Raw genomic sequence first — 25,203 nt, 5'->3', positions numbered from 1 at the left:
TTTTCACCGGAGTTGAAATGCTGTTAAAAATTCCACAGGTATTAACTAAAGCGCAGGTAGCTGCTGGCAAAGAGTTATTGCTAGCAGCTGATTGGGCTGATGGTAATGTTACTGCCGGTTATCAGTCGGCGCAGGCCAAACATAACTTACAACTGCCAGAAAGTAGCCGTGAAGCTAAGCAATTAGGCGATATGGTGCTTCAGGCGCTGGCGGTAAATAAGCTGTTTATGTCCGCCGCATTACCGCTAAAAATATTTCCGCCCTTGTTTAACTGTTACCAAGGTGGCCAGTCGTTTGGCGTGCATGTTGATAATGCTATTCGGCAAGTGCCGGGCACACCAGTAAAAGTACGCACCGATTTATCGATGACGTTGTTTTTTTCTGAGCCGGATGAGTACGACGGTGGTGAATTAGTTATTGAAGATACCTTTGGCGCGCACAAGGTAAAACTGGCCGCCGGTGATATGGTGTTGTACCCGTCAACCAGCTTACACAAGGTGACACCGGTAACGCGAGGGCGACGTTTAGCCTCATTTTTTTGGTTACAAAGTATGGTAGCCAGTGATGAAAAGCGTAGCCTGTTATTTGATATGGATATGGCAATTCAGTCGTTACGCCAACAAGTAGCCGATAGCCAAGAAATAGTGCAGCTTACCGGTGTTTACCATAACTTGCTGCGACAGTGGGCTCAAACCTAGCAATATTATTTGTCTAACCGCGTTACTTGTATCGAGTTTAATGCTGGCGCATGATAATCGTCGAATTTATATCTAGCGATTTATAGGACGATATTATGTTTAGTGAAGTACTACAGCCACGTTTTTCTGATACCGATGCCTTGGGCCATATTAATAACACGGTATTTGCCGTGTGGTTTGAAGGTGCGCGCCAAGGCGTATTTAAAATTTTTACGCCAGAGCTAAACCTGCAGCAATGGCCGCTTATTATTGCCAGTATTAAGCTTGATTATCACGCCCAAACCCAATACGGCGAGGAAGTTGAAGTACGTACTTATATTAGCCGTATTGGCGGTAGTTCGTTCGATGTGTACCAAGAAGCCTGGCAAGACGGTGTAAAAACCGTATCGGGTACAGCAGTGATGGTGCAGTTCGATTATGTTGCCAATACAGCAAAACCGCTCTCAGTTGAGCAAAAACGTTTACTTAATCAGCATTTACTGTCGGTATAACTACCGCAATTAGCCATTATTTGGTCGTAAAGTGATGGCGGCTTTGCCACTTGCCACGTAGTGTCATTAACACACTCATGCTAGGAACCCTGCTATGAAAAGCCTTATTGTTGCTGTTGCTGCCAGTGTTGGCTTGGCCGTCGCTGGCCAAGCGCACAGTTATGACCGAATAACCGGTGCTGATTTTGCTAGCCGCTCTGAAGTTATCGCCCCTACTGCCATGGCGGCAACCAGCCAGCCACTTGCGACACAAATTGCCTTAGACGTAATGAAACGTGGCGGTAATGCTATTGATGCCGCTATCGCTGCCAACGCGGCATTAGGCTTAATGGAACCCACAGGTAACGGCATTGGTGGCGACTTATACGCCATTGTTTGGGATGCTAAAACGCAAAAATTACACGGCTTAAATGCGTCTGGCCGCTCGCCACTTAGTTTAAGTTACGACATGCTGGCACATGAGCTTAAAACCCTAAACCGCACCAGCTTGCCGCCACATGGTATGTTACCTATTAGTGTGCCGGGTGCGGTAGATGGTTGGTTTGCGCTGCATAAAAAGTTTGGCAGCCTGCCAATGAGCGATATTTTACAACCGGCTATTAGCTATGCGGAACAAGGCTTTCCGGTAAGTGAGCTAATTGCCTATTACTGGGATCGCAGCGTGCCAGTACTAAGCAAGCAACCGGGCGATTTTAGCGGCACCTTTACTATTAATGGCAAAGCGCCGGCCAAAGGCGAAATGTTTAAAAACCCTGCGCTAGCCAGTACGTTAAAAAAACTAGCTAAAGATGGCCGTGATGCGTTTTACAAAGGCGATATTGCGGTAGAAATAGACCGCTTTATGCGCGCTAACGGCGGTTATTTACGCTTTGCCGATTTTGCTAACCACCACTCCGATTGGGTAGAGCCCGTGGGTGTTGACTACAAAGGTTATACGTTATGGGAATTGCCGCCTAATGGCCAAGGCATTGCTGCGCTGCAAATGCTACAAATATTAAAGAATTTTGATTTAAAGGCGGCAGGCTTTAATACCGTAGAAAGTTTACATTTATTAGTTGAAGCAAAAAAACTGGCGTTTGAAGACCGCGCCAAGTTTTATGCCGATCAAGACTTTAACAAAGTGCCAGTAGCTGGGCTTATTTCGGCAGAATATGGCCGCGAACGCGCAAAATTAATTGGCGACAAAGCCGCAAAACGAGTAGACGCCGGTAACCCTGCGTTGTATCAAGGTGATACTATTTATATGACCACCGCCGATAAACACGGCAATATGGTGTCGCTCATTCAAAGTAACTACCGTGGTATGGGTTCAGGTGTAGTAGTACCGGGCTTAGGTTTTGTCTTTCAAGACCGCGGTGAAATGTTCTCGATGGATAAAAAGCACGCCAACGTATACCAACCGGGTAAGCGGCCATTTCAAACTATTATTCCGGCCTTTGTGACTAAAGATAACAAACCCCTTATCAGCTTTGGCGTAATGGGTGGCGCAATGCAGCCGCAAGGGCACGTACAAATTGTAGTGAATATGGCCGATTATGGCATGAACTTACAAGAGGCCGGAGACGCTGCACGTTGGCAACATTTGGGTAATACCGAGCCAACCGATAACGCCGATATGTACTTAGACAATGGCGGTTATATTGAAGTGGAGCGCGGTGTGCCCTATGAAACAGTGCGCGGCCTAATGCAAAAAGGCCATGATGTTCGCTACGGTTTAGGCGGTTATGGTGGTTATCAGGCCATTATGCGCGATCATAAAAATGGCGTATGGCTAGGTGCATCAGAATCACGTAAAGATGGTCAAGCAGCCGGTTACTAACAGTAAGTAGGCAAAACAGCACGGATAGTGGCCGCCCCGTGCTGGTTTAGGGTTAATTTTGCGGGTAGCTATTAAGGCAGCTGCACCTGAGCGCCAAAATCTTGGGTAATTTTGTCTATGGCTTGTTGCATGTCGCCATCAAAATCGGTGCAAAGTTCAGCATAGCTTTGACGTAGTTTTAAACGCTGCGTGGTTTTTACAAAGCGCAGCACTTCTTCTTTGCTGTTTAAAATTAGCCGGGGCACTCGCGCATTGTTGCCCTGTTCGTCTTTGGCGATCATGGTGAAATATGAGGAGTTACAATGCTTTACCTTGCCGGTTTGAATATTTTGCGCTTCTACGCGAATACCCACCACCATAGAGCTATTACCGACAAAAATAACCATGGCTTTTAGCGTGACCAGTTCACCCACTTCAATGGGGTTAAGAAAATCTACCCGATCAACTGAGGCAGTAACACAGTATTTACCACTGTATTTAGAGCCACAAGCAAAGGCAATTTGGTCCATTAGCGACAGCAAATAGCCACCATGAATTTTACCGCTAAAATTAGAGTGTGATGGCAGCATTAACTGCGACAAGGTAACCCGCGAACTACTGCTTTTTTTATAGATATCGCTCATGTTGTTATACTGCTCTGCTAGGCGTTAATTTAAGGTGTTAGCTAACGGCTTATCTTGCACTAATATCCACGGTGATACCACAGCAGCCCATAGCTCGGTTTGTTGTTGATACCACATATTGGCTTGTTGCTCTGAAGTGCGAGCCACTAAACCGCTTGCTAACCAATTCGCCACGGCATTTTTATCATCACGGTTAAAGGCAAAAGCCACTTCAACTAAATCTAAGTTTGGCGCTACGGTAATAACCGAACCTGCAGCATAAAACTTTTGCAGTTCTCGCCAGTTAATGCGTGCGGTTTCGCTAATAATTTTCGCTTTTATTAGCTCTGGGTTGTGTTCGTCATCAATTAGATGTGCGTCAGATGGGGTAATAGCAGTCATCAATATTACTCAGCTTCATCGTTTTGTTCAGTTATTTGCGCGGCGCTAAGCTCGTGTTTTTTCAATAACTTATAAAAATCGGTACGGTTACGCCCAGCCAGCTCTGCGGCGCGGGTTACGTTACCTTCGGTCATCTGCAAAACCCGAACTAGATATTGGCGTTCAAATTGGTCACGCGCTTCGGTTAGCGTAGGCCAAAAGCTACTGTTTTGCGATAACGCTTGTTCTACCTGCGCCGCTGCAATAACGGGGCTATGGGTTAAGGCCACACATTGTTCGACGACGTTGACCAGTTGGCGCACATTACCTGGCCATTTTGCAGTGGCAAGCAATTGCATGGCATCGTCGGAAAAACGGGTAACATCGACCTTATGCCGGCGTACGCTTTGTTGTAATACATGGCGCGCCAGCAGTGGAATGTCTTCTGGTCGTTTTTCTAATGACGGTAGCTGTAAATTAACCACATTTAAGCGGTAGTATAAGTCTTCACGAAAGCTGCCATCTTGCATAGCTTGTTGTAAATCGCGGTGGGTGGCCGACAGCACACGCACGTTAATAGGAATGGTTTTTGCGCTGCCAACCGGCCGAATTTGTCGCTCTTGCAAGGCGCGTAATAATTTAACTTGTAATGATACCGGCATGTCGCCAATTTCATCTAAAAACAGTGTGCCGCCATCGGCTTCACGAAATAACCCGCCATGCTCGGTAACGGCACCGGTAAAAGCGCCCTTGGTATGACCAAACAGTTCAGACTCGAGTAAATGCTCTGGTAAGGCGCCGCAATTTATCGCAACAAAAGCATTAGCCGCACGCGGGCTAGCTTTATGAATGGCCTTAGCGAGCAATTCTTTACCGGTACCGCTGGCACCGGTGATCAATATGCTAACGTCGCGTTGAGCTACGCGGTAGCTTTGCTCTAATACCTCTTCCATTAAGCGCGAGCGCGTAATAATTTCTGCACGCCACTCGGCTTGTTCTGGCACCGATAAGTGCACCGCATTTTGCAAAATGTCGCGCAGCTCTGCGGTATTAAGGGGCTTAGTTAAGAAGCCAAATACGCCGCGTTGGGTTGCGGCAACAGCCTCGGGTATCGAGCCGTGTGCCGTCATTAATACCACAGGTAAACCGGGATAACGCTTGGCAATTTCATCAAATAGGCTCATGCCATCTAACCCAGGCATGCGTAAGTCGCTTAGCACCACATCTACACTGTGCTTAGTCAGCAGCGGCAAGGCCGCTTCAGCACTGTCGGCGCTAATTACCTGATAACCTTCACCTTCTAGGCGCAGTGTTAACAACCGCAGTAAACTGGGGTCGTCGTCTACAAGCAATAAGCGGGGCTTAGGGCTGGCCATTATGGTCCTCTTGCAGTTTGGTTGACTGGTTTAGCTGGGCTTCAATTTGCGTTAGCGCATCTATTTTCTTTTGTAGCTCTTTATTGGTTTTTTGTAAGCGTTCAATATTGTCGTGCTGCTGCGCATTTAGCCGAGTAAGAGCACTAACGGCAGACTCTGCTTCTAGCAACTTTTGGTTAAAAGCCAGATCCCAGCTTAGTAATGCGGCTAAAGGTGCAGGCAAGGCGGCTAGTTGTTCGGCCAATTGCATTTGTATGCGTAACCGAGTTAAGTAGGGCGTATCAGGGTGTAGTTGCAATATAGTGCGCTTTAACTGCCATACGTCGTCTTGCACGCTGTCATTTGCCAGCAGTTCTCGCTCTTCGTCCATTTGGTTTAGTATGCTGGCGCGGTAGCTAATCCAAGCTTGTAGTGTCAAAGCGTCGTCGTGCAAGCTAAGCGGCGTATTAACGGGTTCGAGTGCTGGCGAATGGCTCGCTGTTGGCTCTATTTGTGGCAGAGCTTGCGGTGCTGTTTCAGGTGCCAAGGGTGGGGTTAGCTGACAGCCGGCTAACGTTAGGCTGAACAGGATGATGAGTCCGGTTTTCATGCTGATTTTTCCTCTAACAGCGGTAATTTTACCCGAATACAAACGTCGGCATAAATTACATCAACAATGTCGGCATGGCCACCTAGTAAGCGGGCGCAGTCGGCGACAATAGATAAACCTAAGCCTGAGCCTTGCACTGCGTCAAACCTAGGTGTGGTGCCACGTTGAAATGGCTCAAATAGCTTTTCCCGCAACGCGGTAGGTATCGGGTTACCATTATTGGCAACATCCAAAATTAATTGGTGTTCTTGCTGATACAACTTAACCCATACCGGGCTGCCTTGGCTACCGTAGGCTTGGGCATTGTTTATCAGGTTATCTAGTATACGCCGGAATAGCGTCGCGTCGGTGTAAATTGTGCTTAGTGGGCAATTTAGCTCAATAGCCTGACCACGTTGCTGTAACGACAGGGCGTGGTCGTTAAAGCAATCGCTTAACATTTGCTGTGGCGAATGCCAGTCAGGCTCAGGCTTAGCTTGCTGTAACAGTCGGTTGTAATCGAGTAACTGCTCGGTTAGCACGCTTAGGCGATCGGCACTGCCATTTAATAAACCGACCACTTCGAGCTGCTGCGCATTAAGCGGGCCAACTAACTGCTCGCTTAATAGCGAACAACCTTCACGAATGCTGGATAACGGTGTTTTTAATTCATGCGAAGCATGGCGCAGCAAAATAAGCCTTAGGGCCTCTAATTGCTGTAAGCGCGAGCTAAGCCAGCGTAATTGTTCACCAAGTTCTGTAAGCTCGCGTGGGCCAGTAAGCTTTTCATCAGGAAACTGATGCTGCTGACCTATAGCCCGGATCATTTTATCAAGTTTGCGCACTGGTGCGGTAATGCGGCCCGATGCCCACAATACTAATAGCAAAGTTAAAACCACTAACACAACCGTTTGCCAAGCTAATAGCTGCTGGCTTTCAACCACAAACTGCTGCTGATGCTGTAAATTTTGTTCTAGCCTTAACCAAATTTGCTGGGTTAATTGCTGCTGCTGTAAACGAAACTGCTGCATTATCGGCTCGAGTTCTTTGCTGTTAAGCGCACTAAAGGTGTCGAGTAAAATACTTAATTGATATTGCTGCTGTTGGCATAATTGTGGTTGGCCGACGTTGTCACATACCTGCTGTAGTAAGGCTTGGTAGTTATTTAGATGCGAACGCGCTACTCGGGCCAGCGCATCAGTTTTGACCACGGCGTGCTGGCGCACTGCACGTTCAATATCGACCACGAGATTTTGCATGTTTTCTGCACGACGCACTGCGGCAATAGACGATTCTGCCTCGGTTACGGCATTTTGGCTGACACCGTTTAACGCGCGGTGGCTTTGCCACATTAATACGGCCACTGGGATCAGTGCCAGAAAAAAGCTTAATAAAACCAATTGACGCAAAGATGCAGTTTGTATTGAAAAGCGCATAAATATCTGTCGTAAACACTGGGCCAGTAAGCATAACCCATTTCGCTGATTAAAAAAAAAGGCCAGTGGGGTACTGGCCTATAAAATCAGCACAAAGGCTGAGTTAACGGGAATATGTAACGAGTGCTAAGCAGCCTTAGCTAAATAAGTGGCTTGATAAGCGTGTGCTGGTAGCTCGATAGTTACTGGTTGAGCAGTAACGGCAAACTGAGCGTGCTCCCAAGCTAATACGCTATCGTTGTTCAGGTTTACCCGGCGTAACATGCTAACTACAACAGCAACGTTGGCTAGCAAAAACAGCATTGTACCCAGTAAGAAAAAGTCCATAACAACCTCCGGTAAGTGCAGCCTGCTTACTTTAATGCGCTGCGTTAAGACAGTTCAAAGGAGAATGTGGCAAAGGCACCTGAGCTTAAAACTCTGAGACTTGCACTTGCGACATTCTCCTGTAACGTCGCTTATCTTTACTAATGCAAAGCGCAGGCCAACTCTGAAATTTATTTTTAAGTTGTTTAATTACATTGGGTTATGTTTTGTTGTTGCTAGGCTGGGTTAAGATAAGCAGATTAACTGTTGCTGATTTGCGACAGTTAATCTGGCTTGTAAATATATGCTATATATTTCAGATGGTTACAGTGTATGCTTTTTGCGACACTTGGTTTAAGTTGTTGTTTTTATTAGGTAAGATTGTGTCGCTTTGCAACGAGATCAAAATATTCTAAACAGCGTTTAGCATATTCACGTTTTTCTACATAGCTGCCAGGGAAAAAGCTTTTTTTAAAACCGTAAGCAACGATATCTTTTAGGCGTTTAAGTGGAATATCAAAGTTATCTAACGCCAGCTGGTATTCTTTGCAAACTGTAGTATTCGAGACTAGTCGGTTGTCGGTACAAATAACGGTGGCAATGCGATGCTCAAGCATATCTTTAAATTTATGCTTTTTGATATCGTCAAGCGCGGGGTTGGTTTGTAGGTTACTGGTTAAGCACACCTCAACCGCGATACGCTTGTCGGCAAGATAGGACGCTAGGTTACGGATATACGCTGCTTTATCGGTAATACTTGGCTCGGTAATCATCTCTGGAATAAACATAGAATAACCATGGCCAATGCGATCGGCGTAGCATTCGGTCAGCGCCTCAAATACGCTTTCTGCACCGTAAGCCTCACCGGCATGCAGGGTTTTTAGTAAAAAGTGTTGATGAGCATATTCATAGACTTCTTTAAATTTGCTAGCGGGATAGCCTGATTCTTGCCCAGCTAAGTCTAAGCCAACAATTGGAATACCCTCAGTGTCGCGTAAGCGTACACTGGCACGTACTAATTCCATGGCCGCTAGCTTAATCACGTCCATAGGCGCAAAGTCATGCATTAATTGAAACAAATTAGTGTAATAAGGTGAAAAGCCTTTATCACCAAACATGCGCATAGCGCAGTTAATAATGCCATAAGCAAATGGCGGCTTGTGGCCGTTTTTAACGTCAGCGCTTTGGTTATATTCTTGCATTGCGCGTTTTAAGCCATTATTTACCGCATGCATTACCTTGTCTAAGTTAATACCCTTGGCAAGGTCAATCAGCAGCTGTGGTGCAAAGCGCACTTCAATATAGTTAACGCCTTCTAGCTGGTTATCAATAGCGAGTTCGTAAGCGGCACGCTCTAAATTATCCATATCGCGCAGCACCGCGCAGGTATATTGGAAGCAATGTAAGTATTCGCCAAGGTTTTGATATTTATCTTTAAATACCAATTTTTTTAAACCGGCGACAGTATCGGCAGGTAATTGCACACCACTGCGTTTTGCCATTTCAATAAGGCTTTCTAAGCGCAAACTGCCATCTAAGTGCAGATGTAAATCCGACTTAGGCATGTCTTTGATAAATTCAGCAGAATAACGTGGCATAACCGCTCCTTTAACGTTGTGCAGTGAATAGTGTATCGCAAATATGCTGGCTTTCGTCGGCTAAAAATAATAATCACCTAGTAAGTGGCTTATGTGTTAAAAAATACTGAAACAGAGGCACCAAAAGGCTTACGTGATGCTTTAGCTACCGGTAATCGTTGGCTGGCATTTAGTGCGTTAACGGTTAGTCGTGCTGCGTTTATACGCTAACTGGCAAAGCTATTAGCGCAATACTATTAGCCCAACACTACAGGCACCTTATGAAAGCCACCTACAGGTGCAGTTTCTCGCTCTACTGGCTGGTTAAGCGCAAAGCTAATACTTTGCGTGCTATCCAGTAATGCTTGTAGCGCAATGCGCAGCTCCCAAGTAGCAAGTAGTCGCCCTGGGCAAACGTGTTTGCCTATACCGTAAACAAGGTTGGCGTCGGCATTGCCAGACGGATCAAATTTGTTGTTATTAAAAATAGACTCATCGCGATTGGCTGACGTCCAATTTAATTTAACCTTAGCGCCACTGGGAATAGTTTGACCGCCAATATCAACGGGGCAGGTAGTAATGCGTCGGTTTGAGACAAATGGGTCGTCAAGGCGTAATATTTCATCAATAAACGCATCTATCTGGCTATTTGTTGCTGTGCGAAGAGTAGGAATGCATTCGGGGTTCTGAGCAATATGCGCGACAATAACCCCAACACACAGCGCAATAGAGCCCAGATCGCCACCGGTCCAATTGCGTAAAATAGACACTAGTTCAGGCTCGCTTAATAAGCGGTCATCAATGCGTTCTTGACATAGTTTGCTGGTTACATCGTCTTGTTTTTCATTCGCTAGCTCGCGCCTTGGCATAATGACTGAGCGAATAATATTATCAAACTCATGCGCAACATCAGCCATCTTATTGTGATCTGCTGAACGGGTAGCGGCATGGTTTTTCGCCATCCAGCCCAATAATTGCGGTTCTAGCGCTGCGGGCCAACCCAACCACGCACATTGCGCACGCACCGCAAATACCGCGCCAATATCTTGTACTGCATCTAGCACTACACCTTTAGGCAGTTCTGCAACTAATGTGGCGGCCACCTGTTTAAACACGGGTATAAAGGGGGCTAAAGCCTCATGACTTAGATGGCGCTCAATAATAGTTCGGTATTGCGTATGTTTGTCACCATCTAAACCATTAGGTATTTGGAGAAAACGCGACGCATTGCTAGAAAAGCGCTGATGATCTAACGCCGCAGTAACGACGTCGGCATGCCGCAGCAGCACCCACTCGCCATACGCATTTCGCACCACGGGATGTTTAGGGCGCAATTCATCGGTATAGGCGCGTAAGTCACGGCCCATAATAGATAAATCATCAGGCATATGGTCGGTCATCGGGGCTCCTACAGTGGGGTGGCGCAATTCAGCTTACAGCTGGTCTATTTTGCCGTATCGCTTTGCCGCTGGGCAATACTGCAAAATAAGTAGCCTTACCTACTCTGTAGTGCTAATAATGAGGACAAAAATCGACAATGTGTTGCTTAATTGTACAATTGGCGTTAGCTTTAATTTGTTAACGCGGCCTAGGTTAAAGGTAATAACCAGCAGATGAACTTAAGAATCATGCTACTCACTTTTTTAGTGTGTTTGCCAGCCCAAGCAGAGCTATTAAAGTTATGCCAAGAATCTGCCGCAGAAGACCCCTTTCTTGCCGAGTTCAAAGTAGATAACCAATCTTATTTTGGCCAGCATTCAGCGATAACAGCACACGCGTTACAACAGCAGGGCATCTCGTTTTCTCTTGTTCGTTTACCTTGGCGTCGGTGTGTGTCGGCGACAATGAATGGCGAATACGATGGCGTAATTGGTGTGGGCTGGGACGAAGAGCGTAGTCAAAACCTCATTTTTCCAACCGCAGATGACAATAGCGTCAATGCGTCTTTAAGGCTGTATTTTGTCAATTATCCAATTTATACCCTGAGAACCAGCGCTTTGACCTGGAACGGCGTTAAGTTTGACAATGTAAAATATGGCTTGGCCGCACCCAAAGGTTTTGTCATAGAAAACAAACTAAAAACGTTAGGGGTATTACAACCGATACAAGATGGTGTTAATGCTAGCATATCGTTACTTGGCAGTGGTAGAGTAGACGGTGTGGTGTTAGCCGAAGAAGCCGGTGATAAAATGCTCGCGCAGCAAAGTCAGGCAAATATAAAGAAGTTAGATATTATGTTCTACAGTCAGCCAATATTTTTCGCTATAAATCGTAAGCAAAATAAGCTAACCACAGCACAGGTTCAGGCGGTATGGGAACAGATCCCAAGCTCGCGCTTAGCCATTCTAGGTAGTACTGATTTATAAAGAGTTTGATTTGTTGTTACATGGAAGATAAATGGTGCCCGGGGCCGGACTTGAACCGGCACGGGGTTTCCCCCGAGGGATTTTAAATCCCTTGTGTCTACCGATTTCACCACCCGGGCAGAGTCGCTGTCGCGTAAATACGCTTGGTAAGACGGCGCGCATCTTATGCAACCTTTTCATATTATGCAAGCACTTTTCGTCAAAAGCTGCAGTTTTTGTTCTGGTGCTGTTTATTTTGTTGCAATGTATCAAGGTGTTATTTGTTATTTTTTACTGTAACCATTGCTTAATCTGCGCTTAATGCTACAACTTAATTTTGCTGTCTGCATAAAATGGAGCTGTAATGCAAAAGTTTAAGCTACGTACCGTATTTATTGCTTTTGTTGGTTTGGCACTAGTGTTACTTACCTTGGTTGCAACCTTAATTAATATTAACCAATTTTCTGGCTTGTATTATGAGCAAACCGCCAACGAATATTTACCCAACAGCGTGGGCCGTATTGCTGAACAAACTCGTGCTGAGCTGATGCCATCAATAAACCTATCTGAAAATTTAGCCGCAAATAGCATGCTACATAATTGGATGAAAGAGGGTGAAATCGCGGCGGCAAATCATGCGCAGGTTATGGCATATTTTAAACAGTTACAGCAAGATTCTGGCGCATCAACCTTATTTTGGGTATCAGATTTCAGTAAAAACTACTATACCGAGGCCGGTTTATTCAAAACGGTGTCTGCTACTGAACCGCGTGATGATTGGTTTTTTTCGATGCTAAAAGGCAATACTAAACGCTCGTTAAGTTTAGACCCCGACGAACGTAGCGGTAAGTTAACTTTGTTTGTTAACGTGAAAGTTATTGTTGATGGTAAAGCCGTTGCCGTAGCCGGTTTAGGCTATGACGTATCCACTATCGCTAGTCTTATTTCTAGCTATAAACTGGGGCAAGACGGCTTTTTGTTTTTAGTTGATGCTAACGGCATGATTGTCGTGCATCGCGATTTATCACTAGCAGAAAAAAATATTCAGCAGTTACCGCAGTATCAAGCTGTGGCGCAGCAAATACAAAAGCACAGCACCGGTTTTAGCTTGCAGCAAGCTGAGCTATTAGGCGAGCCAATGTACATTGGCGTGCAAGATATTCGCGATACTGGGCTTAAGTTAGTCGCCGTGTTGCCGTCGGCGGAAATAAGTGGTGCCATTAATAGCGTTATTTTATTTTCTGTCATTGCCAGCATTTTACTTACGTTAGTCTTTATAGGCTTAACGGTGGTGTTTGCTAATTCGCTGAGTAATTCTATTCGCCAAGTGGGCGATAATTTACTTGAGATGTCGGGCGACGGTGGTGACCTAACTAAGCGCTTAGATCAAAGCCACGACAACGAGCTGGGACACTTGGCTAAAGGTTTTAATGCCATTATTGGTAAAATTCGCGAAATGGTTGCTGAAATTCAACAAACCGAAGTAGCCATTAAGGTGCAGATAGAACAGCTTGCACAGCTGGCGAACGACACCTTTAAATCTACTGAATTACAGCGCGCCCAAACCGACCAAGTTGCTACTGCTATTACTGAAATGGGCCAAACTATTTCAGAGGTATCGGGTATTGCGCATAACACCGCCGAAGACACTGAGCTTGCGGTGCAAGATACGCATAAAACTAACGATAACATGGCGTTAACGTCGCGTACTATGCAGCAGTTAACCAGTATTATGGGTGATATAGAGCGCACTATTGTTGATTTTGCTAATCAGGCGTCGTCGATTAACTCGGTAGTTGAAGTGATAAACGCTATTTCTGAACAAACTAACTTACTGGCGCTTAATGCTGCGATTGAAGCGGCTAGAGCGGGTGAACAAGGGCGTGGTTTTGCCGTAGTTGCTGATGAAGTACGAAACCTAGCAAAACGCACGCAAGAGTCTACCTTAGAAATACGCGACCAAATTACCCGCTTACAACAAACTGCGAATCAATCTACGGCAGCAATACAACAGGGCACGGCCAGTAGCCGGCAAGTTGCCGATAGCACCGAGCTCTCGGTCGCGGCGCTAATTAATATTAAGCAGAAGTTTGAAGCCATTAGTGCAGGTAACCATCAGGTTGCGGCAGCCACAGAAGAGCAGGGCACAGTAGTAGAGCACATTAATGAATCGGCACATTTAATTTCTGACAGCGCATCTAGCATTCATAGTAATGCAGAACAACAGCTTAAGGCGATTAGTGTGTTGCAGCAACGCGCAGAGCAACTGCGTCGGCTTGTTACTCAATTTAAGGTATAAGCCATGCGGTCATTATTAGTTATAAGCACAATGCTGTTGGTGTCGGCGCAAGCGCAAGCGGATATGTTATGGCAAGACATTAGCCTAACCTATTTAAATGGCAGTAACTATCGCGTAGACGGTGCCAAGCAGCAGGTGCTTACATTTGAACATGCCGCTGGTGCGAGTTGGGGTGATAGCTTCTTCTTTCTTGATCATTTACGCGGTAAAAACGGTGAGCGTACCAACTATGCAGAATGGTCGCCGCGGCTAAGTTTTAGCAAATTTAGTAGCAACGACTGGCAATTTGGCCTGATAAAAGATGTGCTGTTTACCAGCACTATAGAGATGTCGGCACTGCAAACTAACGTTTTGTATGGTATTGCCACCGATCTCAACCTACCGGGTTTTAGTTATTTAAACCTAAATTTTTATCGGCGTAATAATGACGGCGTGGCCGATAACTGGCAACTTACTACCACTTGGGCGCTACCTTTTGCTGTTGGTACCCAGCAGTTTGTTTACGATGGCTTTATTGATTGGGCTAGCAGCAGCGTTGACCAACGGGCAAATCTTAACTTTACCTCACAGCTAAAGTGGGCGCTGCACCCGGTTTTAGGTTTAAAAAATAAACTCTATCTTGGTGTTGAGTACGTGTATTGGCTGAATAAATACGGTATTGCCGACACCCCAGGGTTTCGTACCAATGAGTCAAATGTGAATTTATTGCTAAAGGGTCATTTTTAGTGTTTTAGCCATCTGTACTGTTGCAGATAAAAATTAGCCATGTTATTACTATTAGCGCTTTGCTAACTCGGCTGCAATTGATCAAACCTATTTGCAGCATTAAACCATAAGAGCAATAAATGAATTTAACGCGTCGCATTTTTACTATTAACCTCCTCGTGCTCCGTAGCGGTGCGCGGGGCTGTGCTTATTGGTAAAAATGTAACCAAACCGATACAGCAAAACCCCGTGCCATTGGCCGGGGTTTTTTGCATTTAAGCCCCGCCACCATTGTCACCTGCAACCACACCGAATTAACGGAACAGGATACACAAGATGAGCGGCGATAATAGAATTTGGATTTTCGATACCACCTTACGCGACGGCGAGCAGGCATTGCGTGCCAGTTTAAGCCAGAAGGAAAAAATCCAGCTGGCACAGGCCATAGCTAGGCTTAATGTTGACGTTATGGAAGTGGGTTTTCCGGTATCTAGCCCGGGTGATTTCGATTCAGTGCAGCGTATAGCTCGCGAAGTTAAAGGGCCAATTATTTGTGGCTTAGCCCGCGCAGTTGCCGCAGATATTGAAGCCTGTGGCGAAGCCTTAAAAGCGGCCGAGCGGCGGCGTATTCATACCTTTATTGCCACTTCACCTCTGCATTTACAGTATAAGTTACGTAAAACGCTGGCCCAGGCCACAGAGCAAGCGGTTGCGGCTATTAAATTAGCCAGCCGTTATACCGATGATATTGAGTTTTCTTGTGAAGACGCTGGGCGCACCCCGATTGATGATTTGTGCTGGATTGTCGAGCGCGCCATAGCCGCGGGTGCCACCACAATAAATATTCCCGATACGGTCGGTTACACCATTCCTAATGAGTTTGCCGCCATTATTACTGCGTTACGGCTTAAGGTGCCCAATATCGACAAGGCGCGCTTAAGTGTGCATTGCCATAACGATTTAGGCTTAGCCGTGGCCAATAGCATTAGTGCCATTCAGGCCGGTGCTCGGCAAGTAGAGTGCACCGTAAATGGTATTGGCGAGCGTGCTGGTAACTGCTCGTTAGAAGAAGTAGCGATGATTATTAATACGCGAAAAGATGTTATGGCGCCGTTGTTTACCGATATAAAAACCAGCGAAATATACCGTAGCAGCCATTTAGTTAGCCAAATTTGCAATATGCCTATTCAGCCAAATAAAGCCATTGTCGGTGAAAATGCCTTTGCTCATAGCTCAGGCATTCACCAAGACGGCATGTTAAAAGCGCAAAATACCTATGAAATTATGTCGCCAGAACAAGTGGGTATTCGCCAAAGTGAGCTGAATTTAACTTCGCGCTCAGGCCGGCATGTTATTCAACATCGCTTGGCCGAGCTGGGCTATAGCCAGCACGATTACGATTTAGAAGCGGTATACAAAAGCTTTGTTGCGCTGGCCGATGAAAAAGGCCGCGTATTTGATTACGACTTAGAAGCTTTGGTATTTTTTCAAAACTTAAAAGAAGCTGACGATTATTATCAGCTAGAGTTTTTAAGCTCATCTACCCATACCGGCCATGTTGCCAGCGCCACTGTCGGCTTAATGTGTAACGGCGAATTGCTAACCGAGGCGGCAACCGGCAATGGCCCCGTTGAAGCGGCATTTAATGCCATAACCCGTATTAGCAAGTTACAGATAAAAATGGTCGATTTTAACTTACAAGCCAAAGGCAGTGGTGAAGACGCCTTAGGCCAAGTAGACATTACCGCCGAGCATGAAGGCCAGCGTTTTCATGGCGCGGGTTTAGCTACCGATATAGTACGTAGCTCGGTACTGGCTTATGTGCATGTGCTAAATATGATTCAGCGGGCACAGCGCATTTTTGTTCATAAGCAAGCGTATAAACAAGCACATAAACAACAGCAGCAACCCGCTGAGCCGGCACCATTAACTAGCGCAGCAGGGGGCGTGTAATGACTAAACACTACAATATTGCCGTGTTAGCGGGCGATGGTATTGGCCCAGAAGTAATGGCCGAAGCCGTAAAGGTATTAACGGCGGTAGCCGACAAATGTGGTTTTAGCGTAAACCTAAACACGGCCTTAGTGGGTGGTGCGGCCATAGACGCGAGCGGTGAGCCATTGCCCGCTGCCACCTTAGCACTGTGTAAAACCAGTGATGCCATTTTGTTTGGTTCGGTTGGCGGGCCAAAATGGACAGGCTTAGCGCCCGATCAACAACCTGAGCGGGGTTCATTATTGCCACTGCGTAAAACCTTTGATTTGTTTTGTAACTTACGCCCTGGCCATATTTATCCAGAGTTTGCCGACTTATCGCCATTGCACCCGCGCATTAGCAGCAAAGGCATGAATATCTTGTGCGTGCGCGAGCTAACGGGCGGCATATATTTTGGTGAAAAAGGCCGCACTAGCACTGATGCCTTTGATACTCAGCGTTACAGCATAACCGAAATTGAACGCATTGCCCGCGTTGCGTTTGAAGCGGCAATAAAACGTAATAACAAGGTTACCTCAATCGACAAAGCTAATGTGTTGCAAACCAGCGTGCTATGGCGCGAAACGGTGCAGCGCGTGGCTCAGCACTACCCTAGCGTAACCTTAGAGCACATGTATATTGATAATGCAGCAATGCAGCTAATTCGCAGCCCGCAACAGTTTGACGTATTGCTGTGCGATAACTTATTTGGCGACATTTTATCTGACGAAATTGCCGCCATTGCCGGCTCGTTAGGTTTATTACCTTCGGCCAGCTTAAATGGCAGTGGTTTTGGTTTATATGAACCCGCCGGTGGTAGTGCACCCGATATTGCCGGTAAAGGCATTGCTAACCCGATAGCGCAAATATTAAGCGCAGCGTTAATGTTGCGCTTTAGTTTTGGCCAAGAACAGGCCGCACAATTAATTGAACAAGCAGTGCAGCAATGCCTAAGCCAGCGCATTGTTACACCAGATATAGAGCCAAATTCTAGCTACAACACCGTCGCCGTTGGTGATGCGGTAGTTGCCGCCATACACAATTTGTCAGTAAACAACATGCCAGTGCCAACCGTAGGATCACACTAATATGAGTCAAGCTAATATGGGTAAAACGTTGTTTCAAAAAATTTATGCCAGCCACATAGTAGGCAAAATAAACCCCAGTACCGACTTACTGTATGTTGATAGGCATTTAATTCATGAGGTTACCTCACCACAGGCATTTTCGGGTTTAAAGCTGGCGAAGCGCAACGTGCGCCGGCCCGACTTAACCTTCGCCACTATGGACCACAATGTTTCTACGCAAATTCGCACGTTAGAAGCCGCAGGCGACATTGCCCGGCAGCAACTAGAAGCGTTAGCAAAAAACTGTGATGAAAACCTAATTGAACTGTTCGACCTTACTCACCCAGATCAAGGCATAGTGCACGTTATTGGCCCAGAGCAAGGCTTAACGCAACCGGGTATGATTATTGTGTGTGGCGATTCACATACCTCAACTCACGGCGCTTTTGGTGCCTTAGCCTTTGGTATTGGCACCTCAGAAGTTGAGCATGTATTAGCTACGCAAACTTTGCCGCAACAACAGGCAAAAACGCTAAAAATTGAAATTAACGGCAAATTAAGCGCCCACGTTACGCCAAAAGACATTATTTTAGCGGTTATTGGTAAGCTAGGTACCGCTGGCGGTAATGGCTATGTTGCCGAATTTTGTGGCACGGCCATTAGCGGCATGAGCATGGAAGGGCGCATGACACTGTGCAATATGAGCATAGAAATGGGCGCCAAAGCCGGTTTAATTGCCCCGGATCAAATAACCTTTACTTATCTAAAAGGTAAACCACATGCGCCCAAAGCCGAACACTGGCCAAGTGCAGTGCAGTATTGGCAAAGCCTGTATTCAGACGACAACGCCGTGTTTGATAAAGCTATCACCTTAGACGCTGCTAGCGTTTCGCCACAAATTACTTGGGGCACTAACCCCGAGCAGGTTATTGCCGTAGACCAAGCCGTGCCAGCACCAAGCAGCTTTGCCGACGCCAGCAAGCGCGATGCGGCCGAACGCGCGTTAGCTTATATGGGGCTAAAGGCAGGGCAAAAGTTAACCGACTGCCAGGTCGATGTGGTGTTTATCGGTAGTTGTACTAATAGCCGTATTGAAGACTTACGCGCTGCCGCCAGTGTAGTGCAAGGCAAAACCGTTGCCGCTGGGGTGCGGGCATTAGTGGTGCCGGGTTCTGGCGTAGTAAAGCGCCAAGCTGAGCAAGAAGGCTTAGCCCGCATTTTTCAACAGGCGGGTTTTGAATGGCGCGAACCCGGTTGCAGCATGTGCTTGGGTATGAATGACGACAGAGTAGAGGCCGGCCAGCGCTGCGCCTCTACAAGCAACCGTAACTTTGAAGGCCGCCAAGGGCGCGGTTCACGCACCCATTTAGTTAGCCCAGCTATGGCCGCCGCTGCTGCTATTGCCGGTAAGTTTGTCAACATTGCCGCCATTGAACAACCACAAGGAGAGCCAGCATGAGCCACTTTTTCGCCCAAGGCTTAGTCTGCCCGTTAGATAAAAACAACGTAGACACCGACCAAATAATTCCTAAACAGTTTTTAACTAGTGTTAGCCGCGACGGCTTTGCTAAGGCGCTATTCTATGACTGGCGCTACCTAGCCGACGGCAGCGCCAACCTTAGCTTTGTTGTTAACCAACCCGAATATAACGCGGCCTCTATTTTGCTAACTCGTGCTAATTTCGGCTGTGGTTCTAGCCGAGAACACGCGCCGTGGGCTATTCAGCAATTTGGTTTTAACGTTATTATTGCACAAAGCTTTGCCGATATTTTCTTTAATAACTGCGTAAACAACGGCATGTTATTAATTCAATTAAGTAAAGCCGATATTGAACTGCTATTTAACCGCTGCGAACAAGGGCCACAACAGTGGCAAATTGACTTAGAAAACCAAGAAATACTGTTCGGTAACAATGCCGCTATGGGCTTTAATATCGACCCCGATATTAAACAGCGCCTGTTATCAGGGCTAGATTTTATCGGCAGCAGCGAGCAGTTAAACCCACAAATAGCCAGTTACGAGCAACAGCGTAAAGCCAATCAGCCGTGGTTAGGCTAATACCTACTTTTTAACGTTTTTTCTTATATACAAAAACCAGCTGGTGTAAATGCTAGTTGGTTTTATTTCTTACTGCTTACATGTTAAAGCGTTAATTGCGACAACGGGCTTTTCACCGCATTGCCGCCTTTACCATGCCATACCATTAACGATAAATAGTCAAAATCAATGGCATTTACTCGCAATCTAATAGCCTCCATTAACCGCAAGCCACTGCCGTATAGTAGCTGCGTTAATAGCAAATACTGCGGATCAATAGTAGCCAATAACCGCTTAACTTCGGTTTGGGTTAACACCACGGGTAATTTTCGGGCTTTGGTAGACTGATTAAAATTAAGGTTCAACGCCAGCGGCCGTTTCAATATCTCTTTATAAAGAAAACTTAACGCATTAAGCGCCAAAGCTTGAGTTTGCACCGCAACGTGTCGCGTTACGGTCAAATGAGTTAAAAATTGCTCTACATGCTCATTAGACAGATCTTTGGGGTGCTGCTTTTTATGGAATAAAATAAAAAATTTAATCCAATATAAATACGTTTCTATAGTGCGTTTCGCATAACGGCGAGTATGCATTTCTTCGGCGATATATTGCAAAAATGGTGACGACGCAGGCATAACTTACCTCCTAAGATATGCTGTTTAAATAAACAGTATAGTTGAAAGTGTTACTTGTGCCTTGTTAGATGGAAATTTCCGTATTTCACACCAAACAAAAGTTATTCTAAGCATTTAATCTATTGTAAATTCGTAAATTATTACGTAATGTTCCACACAATAAATTTACAAAAACGGAAAAGTCCGTGTTTAAATACGGACTTTTCCGCCCAATAAGCGTTAGCAGGTTTTCGGGTGTTAACGGTTTTAGTTTGTAGTTTTATTTTGGCATTGCTCACGTTTGGTTTTCTTAGCGGCAGCGCTAAAAGATAAATTTCGCTAGTTTGTTGGCTTAGTGCAATCTTTGTTGGCACCGCGGCGTTGTTCTTTGTGGCTTCGCTTAAACAGTTTTACAAGTTCCAGTTGGCGCGTTGTTTCGCAGTTAACTGGTTTAGTTTTAATTAAAGGCAGTCTGCCGTTGTTCAAGTTTGCCAGTGCGGCAAGCCGCGCAAGTTCGGCGTAGGCTGCTAACAAACAAAGGCACGGCGACGCGTACCGCGCGCTTGCTTTGAGCGTTAGCAGGTTTTCGGGTGTTAACGGTTTTAGTTTGTAGTTTTATTTTGGCATTGCTCACGTTTGGTTTTCTTAGCGGCAGCGCCAAAAGTTAACGTGCGCCAGTTTGTTGGTTTGGTGCAATCTTTGTTGGCACAGCGGCGTTGTTCTTTGTGGCTTCGCTTTACAGTTTTTTAGGTTCTGGTCAGCGCGCTGTTTCGCAGTTAATCGGTTTAGTTTTTTAATAAAAGCAGCTTGCCATTGTTCAAGTTTGCCAGTGCGGCAAGCCGCGCAAGTTTGGTGCAGGCTGCTAACAAACAAAGGCACGGCGACGCGTACCGCGCGCTTGCTTTGGGCGTTAGCAGGTTTTCGGGTGTTAACGGTTTTAGTTTGTAGTTTTATTTTGGCATTGCTCATGTTTTGTTTTCTTAGCGGCAGCGCCAAAAGTTAACGTGCGCCAGTTTGTTGGTTTGGTGCAATCTTTGTTGGCACAATGGCGTTGCTCTTTGTGGCTTCGCTTAAACAGTTTTACAGGTTCCAGTTGGCGCGTTGTTTCGCAGTTAACTGGCTTAGTTTTAATTAAAAGCAGTCTGCCATTGTTTAGGTTTGCTAGTGCGGCAAGCCGCGCAAGTTTGGTGTAGGCTGCTAACAAACAAAGGCACGGCGACGCGTACCGCGCGCTTGCTTTGGGCGTTAGGCTAAATATTTCGACCATCGTAATCCGAGAAGAAACATGACTGACAAGCAGTTCAAAAAATTAAAATACTACGTGATTGCAATTACCATATTATTCGTAGTTGGATTTCTGTTGTGGGAGCATTTGAATGGTGGAATAGTGAGCCATCACTTGATGCACCATTCTGATTATCCTTCAATATCAAACTGGTGGGGATTATTAATCCTCCCATTCTTAGCTTGGCTTTCAACAGTGCGGATAGAGAAGCGTGTAACTCTTCAACCTAGTCAACCGAGTGACGCGCCAGTGAGGGTAAAGATTTTACGATTCGTACTTATTGGTTTTTTTTGCATGCTGGTCTTGAGTCTTGTCCAGTCACTCAGTGTTATTTTGGGCTACGGGAACGTTGCAATGTACTTGTCTTTAGGTCTGTTAGTAGTTGGTTTGTTCCTGCCTATATACAAAGCGGAGTGTATTTTTGGATATGTATTTGGCTCAATAGTTTTTTCTGGAGCAATAATTCCGCTTATAGGAATATTGGTAATAGCAGGGTTTTCGTGGTTTTCTCACGTATGTATAAAGCCATTAGTTTTTCGAGTTATTAAGGCGCAGCCGCAGTAGTTTAGCCTAACAATCCGCGTCATTCGGGGCCTGCGGCCCCTGCGACGCTCACAAGTTCGCGCGCATGCGCGGGGCGTTAGCAGGTATTCTGGGTTTTAATGGCTTTAGTTTATCGTTTTGTTGCGGCTTTGCTCGTGTTTCGTTTTCTATAGCAGCAAAACCAAGCCATTAACGTGCGCTAGTTTGTTGGTTTGGTGCAATCTTTGTTGGCACAGCGGCGTTGTTCTTTGTGGCTTCGTTTAAACAGTTTTACAAGTTCCGGTTGGCGTGCTGTTTTGCAGTTAACTGGTTTAGTTTTAATTAAAAGCAGCCGTGACGCTATTCAAGTTTGCTAGTGCGACAAGCCGCGCAAGTTTGGTGCAGGCTGCTAACAAACAAAGGCACGGCGACGCGTACCGCGCGCTTGCTTTGGGCGTTAGCAGGTTTTCGAGTTTTAACGGTTTCAGTTTGTAGTTTTATTTTAGCTTTGCTCGCGTTTCGTTTTTCATAGCAGTAAAACCAAGCCATTAAAGTTCGCCAGTTTGTGAGTTTGGTGCAATCTTTGTTGGCACAATGGCGTTGCTCTTTGTGGCTTCGCTTAAACAGTTTTACAAGTTCCGGTTGGCGCGCTGTTTCGCAGTTAACTGGTTTAGTTTTAATTAAAAGCAGCCGTGACGCTATTCAAGTTTGCCAGTGTGGCAAGCCGCGCAAGTATGGTGCAGGCTGCTAACAAACAAAGGCACGGCGACGCGTACTGCGCGCTTGCTTTGGGCGTTATGTGTTTCTATGATTCTAAGAATATTTATAAGTTTGGCTGTACTGGTATTTAGCTTCATTTGCTTTGAGCATTTGATTAGTGAATGGTACATAGAGCTGCATATGGAAAAAGTAGGTGCGCCAAATAGAGAGGCGCTTTCTGAAGATTATGGGCTCGGATTGGTGGGTTTATTAGTAATTGTGCCATTCAGTTTTATTTTGTCAGTGATTACGGCCAAATTAACGTGGAGTTGGCTAGGTCGCAGAGACAAAAGTAAAAACACATAACAAACAAATTTTATCGCCAGCAAAAAGCGCTGGCTGCGACGTCAACCCGCTGCGCGGATTTCCGCGCTAAATTTGGGCGTTAGCAGGTTTTCGAGTTTTAACGGTTTCAGTTTGTAGTTTTATTTTAGCTTTGCTCGCGTTTCGTTTTTCATAGCAGTAAAACCAAGCCATTAAAGTACGCTAGTTTGTTGGTTTGGTGCAATCTTTGTTGGCACAGCGGCGTTGTTCTTTGTGGTTTCGCTTAAATTGTTTTACAGGTTCCGGTTGGCGCACTGTTTCGCAGTTAACTGGTTTAGTTTTAATTAAAGGCAGCCGTGACGCTATTCAAGTTTGCCAGTGCGGCAAGCCGCGCAAGTATGGTGCAGGCTGCTAACAAACAAAGGCACGGCGACGCGTACCGCGCGCTTGCTTTGGGCGTTATGTGTTCCAGTCTAAACATCATGGATAAAGTTGCTTTGAAGAAATACGTTGGTTTAATCAGTAATATATTTTTGGCTTGCATAGTATTTGTCTACTTAATACTGCTCTTCAAAGCGCGGGAGCAGTTTAGTCTCCCTCTACTATCTGCTCTGTTGGGGCTGGGATTAATTGCAGTTTTCATGTTAGCTAAATCAACGATTAGTAAAAAACATAATGGTAAAAACACATAACAAGGCGCATCACTCGTGGCCTGCGGCCACTGGGACGTTAAACGCTGACGCGTTTTTCCGCCCGTGTGCTTTGCGTTAGGCCGTAAGAGGATATTATTTAACAATGAAGTTAGCCCAAGTTTTTGCAATTCCACTATTAGTACTTAGCTCTGTAGCTTGCTCTGACTCGCGTAAACCTACAGACGAATTTTTTGCTGCAAATTTTTCTGTCTCATCATGTATTAGATATGCTGGAAACGAAAAAGGTATTGAATCTCTGATGAAGCAACAGGGCGTTGCGTTGCTGACTGATGATAAAGCGCTGCATTTCCTGGGAAGTAATACAGGGAAAGCATGGTCGTTTACTTCGCCAAATGGGCAATTTGCACTTACCTATTTAAATTCTGGTCTTTGTACCGTATTTGTCCGCCGTGTCAATACACAAAAATATGTTGAAGAAGTGAGCAATAGTTTTTCACGCATTAGTAAGAAAACTGGCTGGTCGTTCACACCGAGTATTGTTCCCGATTTCGCAGGGGAAACTGAACTTGAGACATTTAGACTCGAAGCCAAAACTACAACCGGTCAAACTGTCGAAATCATAATCAGTGCTACTGAAAACAAGGCCGGTAGTCATCAGGTAGCTCTAAGTACGCAGGTCATTTAAGCTGTGTGGCCTAACAAACGCAATCAAAACGGGCTGTCGCCCTCGACTCGCTACGCTCGCGTTTGTTGCGGGCGTTAGCAATTCAGTGCATATAGGAAGATAGATGCCACATTTTGTAGTCGATTGCTCAGTTGAGATATTGGAAAGCCATTCTGAGGAATATATTGCTGAACAAATTCACTTGGTTGCTGTTGCCTCTGATTTGTTTGATATCGGTGATATTAAAGTTCGGATAAACCCCTACAGTAAATATTCGGTGGGTGGGAAACGTGAGCTTTTCATCCACGTATTCTCGAGCATTATGCAAGGTCGCACCACTGAGCAGCGAGCTAAGTTGTCACAATCGGTTGTTGAGAGGTTAGTGGCAATATTTCCGAATGTTCTAAATATTGCTATGAATATCAGTGAGTTTGAAAAGGCAACTTACTGTAATCGGAGTATGCTTTGACCAACATTGCTAACAAGGCAAGTCAGCATCGCACCTTCGGTGCTGGACTCGCTAACGCTCGCCGCTGCTTGCGGCGTTAGCAGGTTTTCGGGTTTTAACGGTTTTAGTCTGTAGTTTTATTTTGGCATTGCTCACGTTTGGTTTTCTTAACGGCAGCGCCAAAAGTTAACGTGCGCCAGTTTGTTGGTTTGGTGCAATCTTTGTTGGCACAATGACGTTGTTCTTTGAGGCTTCGTTTAAACAGTTTTACAAGTTCCGGTTAGTGCGTTGTTTCGCAGTTAACTGGTTTAGT

23 protein-coding genes and 1 tRNA gene are annotated in these 25,203 nt (G+C 45.7%); 14 read left to right on the top strand and 10 right to left on the bottom strand.

The window, feature by feature from the left end:
• Window positions 1-17 precede the first annotated feature (17 nt).
• The 3 genes from MN199_RS11975 to ggt all read left to right on the top strand — a co-directional run bounded on the left by MN199_RS11975 (window position 18) and on the right by ggt (window position 3,008).
• Window positions 18-698: a Fe2+-dependent dioxygenase gene (locus tag MN199_RS11975; RefSeq protein WP_335739568.1), complete on the top strand. Its 681-nt coding sequence runs from the start codon at window positions 18-20 to the stop codon at window positions 696-698.
• Between the two features lie 95 nt (window positions 699-793).
• A complete protein-coding gene (locus MN199_RS11970) occupies window positions 794-1,189 on the top strand; it encodes an acyl-CoA thioesterase (RefSeq protein WP_132581051.1) in 396 nt (131 codons plus the stop codon).
• Window positions 1,190-1,283: 94 nt separating this feature from the next.
• Window positions 1,284-3,008, top strand: a complete 1,725-nt coding sequence (ggt, locus tag MN199_RS11965) for a gamma-glutamyltransferase (protein ID WP_335739567.1) — start codon at window positions 1,284-1,286, stop codon at window positions 3,006-3,008.
• A 71-nt stretch (window positions 3,009-3,079) separates the two neighbouring features.
• Here ggt and MN199_RS11960 read toward each other — a convergent pair whose 3' ends face one another.
• The 8 genes from MN199_RS11960 to MN199_RS11925 all read right to left on the bottom strand — a co-directional run bounded on the left by MN199_RS11960 (window position 3,080) and on the right by MN199_RS11925 (window position 10,654).
• The gene (locus tag MN199_RS11960; RefSeq protein ID WP_132581055.1) at window positions 3,080-3,631 is read right to left on the bottom strand and encodes an acyl-CoA thioesterase; all 552 of its coding nucleotides are present in this window, start codon (window positions 3,629-3,631) and stop codon (window positions 3,080-3,082) included.
• 24 nt (window positions 3,632-3,655) lie between these two features.
• The gene (locus tag MN199_RS11955) at window positions 3,656-4,012 is read right to left on the bottom strand and encodes a DUF2288 domain-containing protein (RefSeq protein WP_335739566.1); all 357 of its coding nucleotides are present in this window, start codon (window positions 4,010-4,012) and stop codon (window positions 3,656-3,658) included.
• A 5-nt stretch (window positions 4,013-4,017) separates the two neighbouring features.
• The gene (locus MN199_RS11950) at window positions 4,018-5,367 is read right to left on the bottom strand and encodes a sigma 54-interacting transcriptional regulator (RefSeq protein WP_132581059.1); all 1,350 of its coding nucleotides are present in this window, start codon (window positions 5,365-5,367) and stop codon (window positions 4,018-4,020) included.
• Entirely contained in the window at window positions 5,354-5,956 is a 603-nt protein-coding gene (locus tag MN199_RS11945; protein WP_335739565.1) for a hypothetical protein, read from the bottom strand. The genes MN199_RS11950 and MN199_RS11945 overlap by 14 nt, the downstream gene beginning before the upstream one ends.
• Window positions 5,953-7,371 (bottom strand): sensor histidine kinase, encoded by a 1,419-nt coding sequence (locus tag MN199_RS11940; RefSeq protein WP_132581063.1) that lies wholly within the window; start codon window positions 7,369-7,371, stop codon window positions 5,953-5,955. The genes MN199_RS11945 and MN199_RS11940 overlap by 4 nt, the downstream gene beginning before the upstream one ends.
• A 126-nt stretch (window positions 7,372-7,497) precedes the next feature.
• The gene (locus MN199_RS11935; protein WP_335739564.1) at window positions 7,498-7,698 is read right to left on the bottom strand and encodes a hypothetical protein; all 201 of its coding nucleotides are present in this window, start codon (window positions 7,696-7,698) and stop codon (window positions 7,498-7,500) included.
• Window positions 7,699-8,048: 350 nt separating this feature from the next.
• Window positions 8,049-9,275 (bottom strand): adenosine deaminase family protein, encoded by a 1,227-nt coding sequence (locus MN199_RS11930; RefSeq protein WP_335739563.1) that lies wholly within the window; start codon window positions 9,273-9,275, stop codon window positions 8,049-8,051.
• A 236-nt stretch (window positions 9,276-9,511) separates the two neighbouring features.
• Window positions 9,512-10,654 (bottom strand): cytochrome P450, encoded by a 1,143-nt coding sequence (locus tag MN199_RS11925; RefSeq protein WP_335739562.1) that lies wholly within the window; start codon window positions 10,652-10,654, stop codon window positions 9,512-9,514.
• Window positions 10,655-10,867: 213 nt separating this feature from the next.
• Between MN199_RS11925 and MN199_RS11920 the strand changes: the two genes are divergently transcribed.
• Window positions 10,868-11,620 (top strand): substrate-binding periplasmic protein, encoded by a 753-nt coding sequence (locus MN199_RS11920; protein ID WP_335739561.1) that lies wholly within the window; start codon window positions 10,868-10,870, stop codon window positions 11,618-11,620.
• Between the two features lie 32 nt (window positions 11,621-11,652).
• Here MN199_RS11920 and MN199_RS11915 read toward each other — a convergent pair.
• Window positions 11,653-11,739, bottom strand: a tRNA-Leu gene (locus tag MN199_RS11915).
• 224 nt (window positions 11,740-11,963) lie between these two features.
• On the opposite strand from MN199_RS11915, the gene MN199_RS11910 reads away from it, so the two are divergent.
• From MN199_RS11910 to leuD, 6 genes are all read left to right on the top strand, one after another.
• The gene (locus tag MN199_RS11910) at window positions 11,964-13,898 is read left to right on the top strand and encodes a methyl-accepting chemotaxis protein (protein WP_335739560.1); all 1,935 of its coding nucleotides are present in this window, start codon (window positions 11,964-11,966) and stop codon (window positions 13,896-13,898) included.
• Between the two features lie 3 nt (window positions 13,899-13,901).
• Entirely contained in the window at window positions 13,902-14,624 is a 723-nt protein-coding gene (locus MN199_RS11905; RefSeq protein WP_335739559.1) for an outer membrane protein OmpK, read from the top strand.
• A gap of 315 nt (window positions 14,625-14,939) precedes the next feature.
• On the top strand, window positions 14,940-16,556 hold the full coding sequence (gene leuA / locus MN199_RS11900; protein ID WP_335739558.1) for a 2-isopropylmalate synthase: 1,617 nt from the start codon (window positions 14,940-14,942) through the stop codon (window positions 16,554-16,556).
• Window positions 16,556-17,665, top strand: a complete 1,110-nt coding sequence (leuB, locus tag MN199_RS11895; protein WP_335739557.1) for a 3-isopropylmalate dehydrogenase — start codon at window positions 16,556-16,558, stop codon at window positions 17,663-17,665. Before leuA ends, leuB begins: the two co-directional genes overlap by 1 nt.
• A gap of 1 nt (window position 17,666) precedes the next feature.
• Entirely contained in the window at window positions 17,667-19,103 is a 1,437-nt protein-coding gene (gene leuC / locus MN199_RS11890) for a 3-isopropylmalate dehydratase large subunit (RefSeq protein WP_335739556.1), read from the top strand.
• Window positions 19,100-19,702, top strand: a complete 603-nt coding sequence (gene leuD / locus MN199_RS11885) for a 3-isopropylmalate dehydratase small subunit (RefSeq protein WP_335739555.1) — start codon at window positions 19,100-19,102, stop codon at window positions 19,700-19,702. Before leuC ends, leuD begins: the two co-directional genes overlap by 4 nt.
• Before the next feature lie 83 nt (window positions 19,703-19,785).
• Here the strand turns inward: leuD and MN199_RS11880 are convergent, their stop codons facing one another.
• Window positions 19,786-20,316, bottom strand: coding sequence for a phage integrase N-terminal SAM-like domain-containing protein (locus MN199_RS11880; protein WP_335739554.1), 531 nt, complete (start codon window positions 20,314-20,316; stop codon window positions 19,786-19,788).
• Between the two features lie 1,264 nt (window positions 20,317-21,580).
• On the opposite strand from MN199_RS11880, the gene MN199_RS11875 reads away from it, so the two are divergent.
• From MN199_RS11875 to MN199_RS11860, 4 genes are all read left to right on the top strand, one after another.
• Window positions 21,581-22,144, top strand: coding sequence for a hypothetical protein (locus MN199_RS11875; protein WP_335739553.1), 564 nt, complete (start codon window positions 21,581-21,583; stop codon window positions 22,142-22,144).
• A 1,337-nt stretch (window positions 22,145-23,481) separates the two neighbouring features.
• Window positions 23,482-23,817: a hypothetical protein gene (locus tag MN199_RS11870; protein ID WP_335739552.1), complete on the top strand. Its 336-nt coding sequence runs from the start codon at window positions 23,482-23,484 to the stop codon at window positions 23,815-23,817.
• Window positions 23,818-23,920: 103 nt separating this feature from the next.
• Window positions 23,921-24,463, top strand: coding sequence for an NMCC_0638 family (lipo)protein (locus MN199_RS11865; RefSeq protein WP_335739551.1), 543 nt, complete (start codon window positions 23,921-23,923; stop codon window positions 24,461-24,463).
• A 103-nt stretch (window positions 24,464-24,566) separates the two neighbouring features.
• The gene (locus tag MN199_RS11860; RefSeq protein WP_335739550.1) at window positions 24,567-24,911 is read left to right on the top strand and encodes a 5-carboxymethyl-2-hydroxymuconate Delta-isomerase; all 345 of its coding nucleotides are present in this window, start codon (window positions 24,567-24,569) and stop codon (window positions 24,909-24,911) included.
• The last annotated feature ends 292 nt before the right edge of the window (window positions 24,912-25,203 follow it).

It is taken from the genome of Rheinheimera metallidurans (genome assembly GCF_036983985.1).
GTDB classification, from domain to species: domain Bacteria; phylum Pseudomonadota; class Gammaproteobacteria; order Enterobacterales; family Alteromonadaceae; genus Alishewanella; species Alishewanella metallidurans.
The sequence above is the reverse complement of the archived record's forward strand: the minus strand, read 5'-3'. Positions and strand labels throughout refer to the sequence as shown.

What these genes read in the sequence shown, in the direction of transcription:
- MN199_RS11975 (WP_335739568.1), top strand. Translation starts at nt 18, where the DNA reads ATGCTGTTAAAAATTCCACAGGTATTAACTAAAGCGCAGGTAGCTGCT.
- MN199_RS11970 (WP_132581051.1), top strand. Translation starts at nt 794, where the DNA reads ATGTTTAGTGAAGTACTACAGCCACGTTTTTCTGATACCGATGCCTTG.
- ggt (WP_335739567.1), top strand. Translation starts at nt 1,284, where the DNA reads ATGAAAAGCCTTATTGTTGCTGTTGCTGCCAGTGTTGGCTTGGCCGTC.
- MN199_RS11960 (WP_132581055.1), bottom strand. Translation starts at nt 3,631, where the DNA reads ATGAGCGATATCTATAAAAAAAGCAGTAGTTCGCGGGTTACCTTGTCG.
- MN199_RS11955 (WP_335739566.1), bottom strand. Translation starts at nt 4,012, where the DNA reads ATGACTGCTATTACCCCATCTGACGCACATCTAATTGATGACGAACAC.
- MN199_RS11950 (WP_132581059.1), bottom strand. Translation starts at nt 5,367, where the DNA reads ATGGCCAGCCCTAAGCCCCGCTTATTGCTTGTAGACGACGACCCCAGT.
- MN199_RS11945 (WP_335739565.1), bottom strand. Translation starts at nt 5,956, where the DNA reads ATGAAAACCGGACTCATCATCCTGTTCAGCCTAACGTTAGCCGGCTGT.
- MN199_RS11940 (WP_132581063.1), bottom strand. Translation starts at nt 7,371, where the DNA reads ATGCGCTTTTCAATACAAACTGCATCTTTGCGTCAATTGGTTTTATTA.
- MN199_RS11935 (WP_335739564.1), bottom strand. Translation starts at nt 7,698, where the DNA reads ATGGACTTTTTCTTACTGGGTACAATGCTGTTTTTGCTAGCCAACGTT.
- MN199_RS11930 (WP_335739563.1), bottom strand. Translation starts at nt 9,275, where the DNA reads ATGCCACGTTATTCTGCTGAATTTATCAAAGACATGCCTAAGTCGGAT.
- MN199_RS11925 (WP_335739562.1), bottom strand. Translation starts at nt 10,654, where the DNA reads ATGACCGACCATATGCCTGATGATTTATCTATTATGGGCCGTGACTTA.
- MN199_RS11920 (WP_335739561.1), top strand. Translation starts at nt 10,868, where the DNA reads ATGAACTTAAGAATCATGCTACTCACTTTTTTAGTGTGTTTGCCAGCC.
- MN199_RS11910 (WP_335739560.1), top strand. Translation starts at nt 11,964, where the DNA reads ATGCAAAAGTTTAAGCTACGTACCGTATTTATTGCTTTTGTTGGTTTG.
- MN199_RS11905 (WP_335739559.1), top strand. Translation starts at nt 13,902, where the DNA reads ATGCGGTCATTATTAGTTATAAGCACAATGCTGTTGGTGTCGGCGCAA.
- leuA (WP_335739558.1), top strand. Translation starts at nt 14,940, where the DNA reads ATGAGCGGCGATAATAGAATTTGGATTTTCGATACCACCTTACGCGAC.
- leuB (WP_335739557.1), top strand. Translation starts at nt 16,556, where the DNA reads ATGACTAAACACTACAATATTGCCGTGTTAGCGGGCGATGGTATTGGC.
- leuC (WP_335739556.1), top strand. Translation starts at nt 17,667, where the DNA reads ATGAGTCAAGCTAATATGGGTAAAACGTTGTTTCAAAAAATTTATGCC.
- leuD (WP_335739555.1), top strand. Translation starts at nt 19,100, where the DNA reads ATGAGCCACTTTTTCGCCCAAGGCTTAGTCTGCCCGTTAGATAAAAAC.
- MN199_RS11880 (WP_335739554.1), bottom strand. Translation starts at nt 20,316, where the DNA reads ATGCCTGCGTCGTCACCATTTTTGCAATATATCGCCGAAGAAATGCAT.
- MN199_RS11875 (WP_335739553.1), top strand. Translation starts at nt 21,581, where the DNA reads ATGACTGACAAGCAGTTCAAAAAATTAAAATACTACGTGATTGCAATT.
- MN199_RS11865 (WP_335739551.1), top strand. Translation starts at nt 23,921, where the DNA reads ATGAAGTTAGCCCAAGTTTTTGCAATTCCACTATTAGTACTTAGCTCT.
- MN199_RS11860 (WP_335739550.1), top strand. Translation starts at nt 24,567, where the DNA reads ATGCCACATTTTGTAGTCGATTGCTCAGTTGAGATATTGGAAAGCCAT.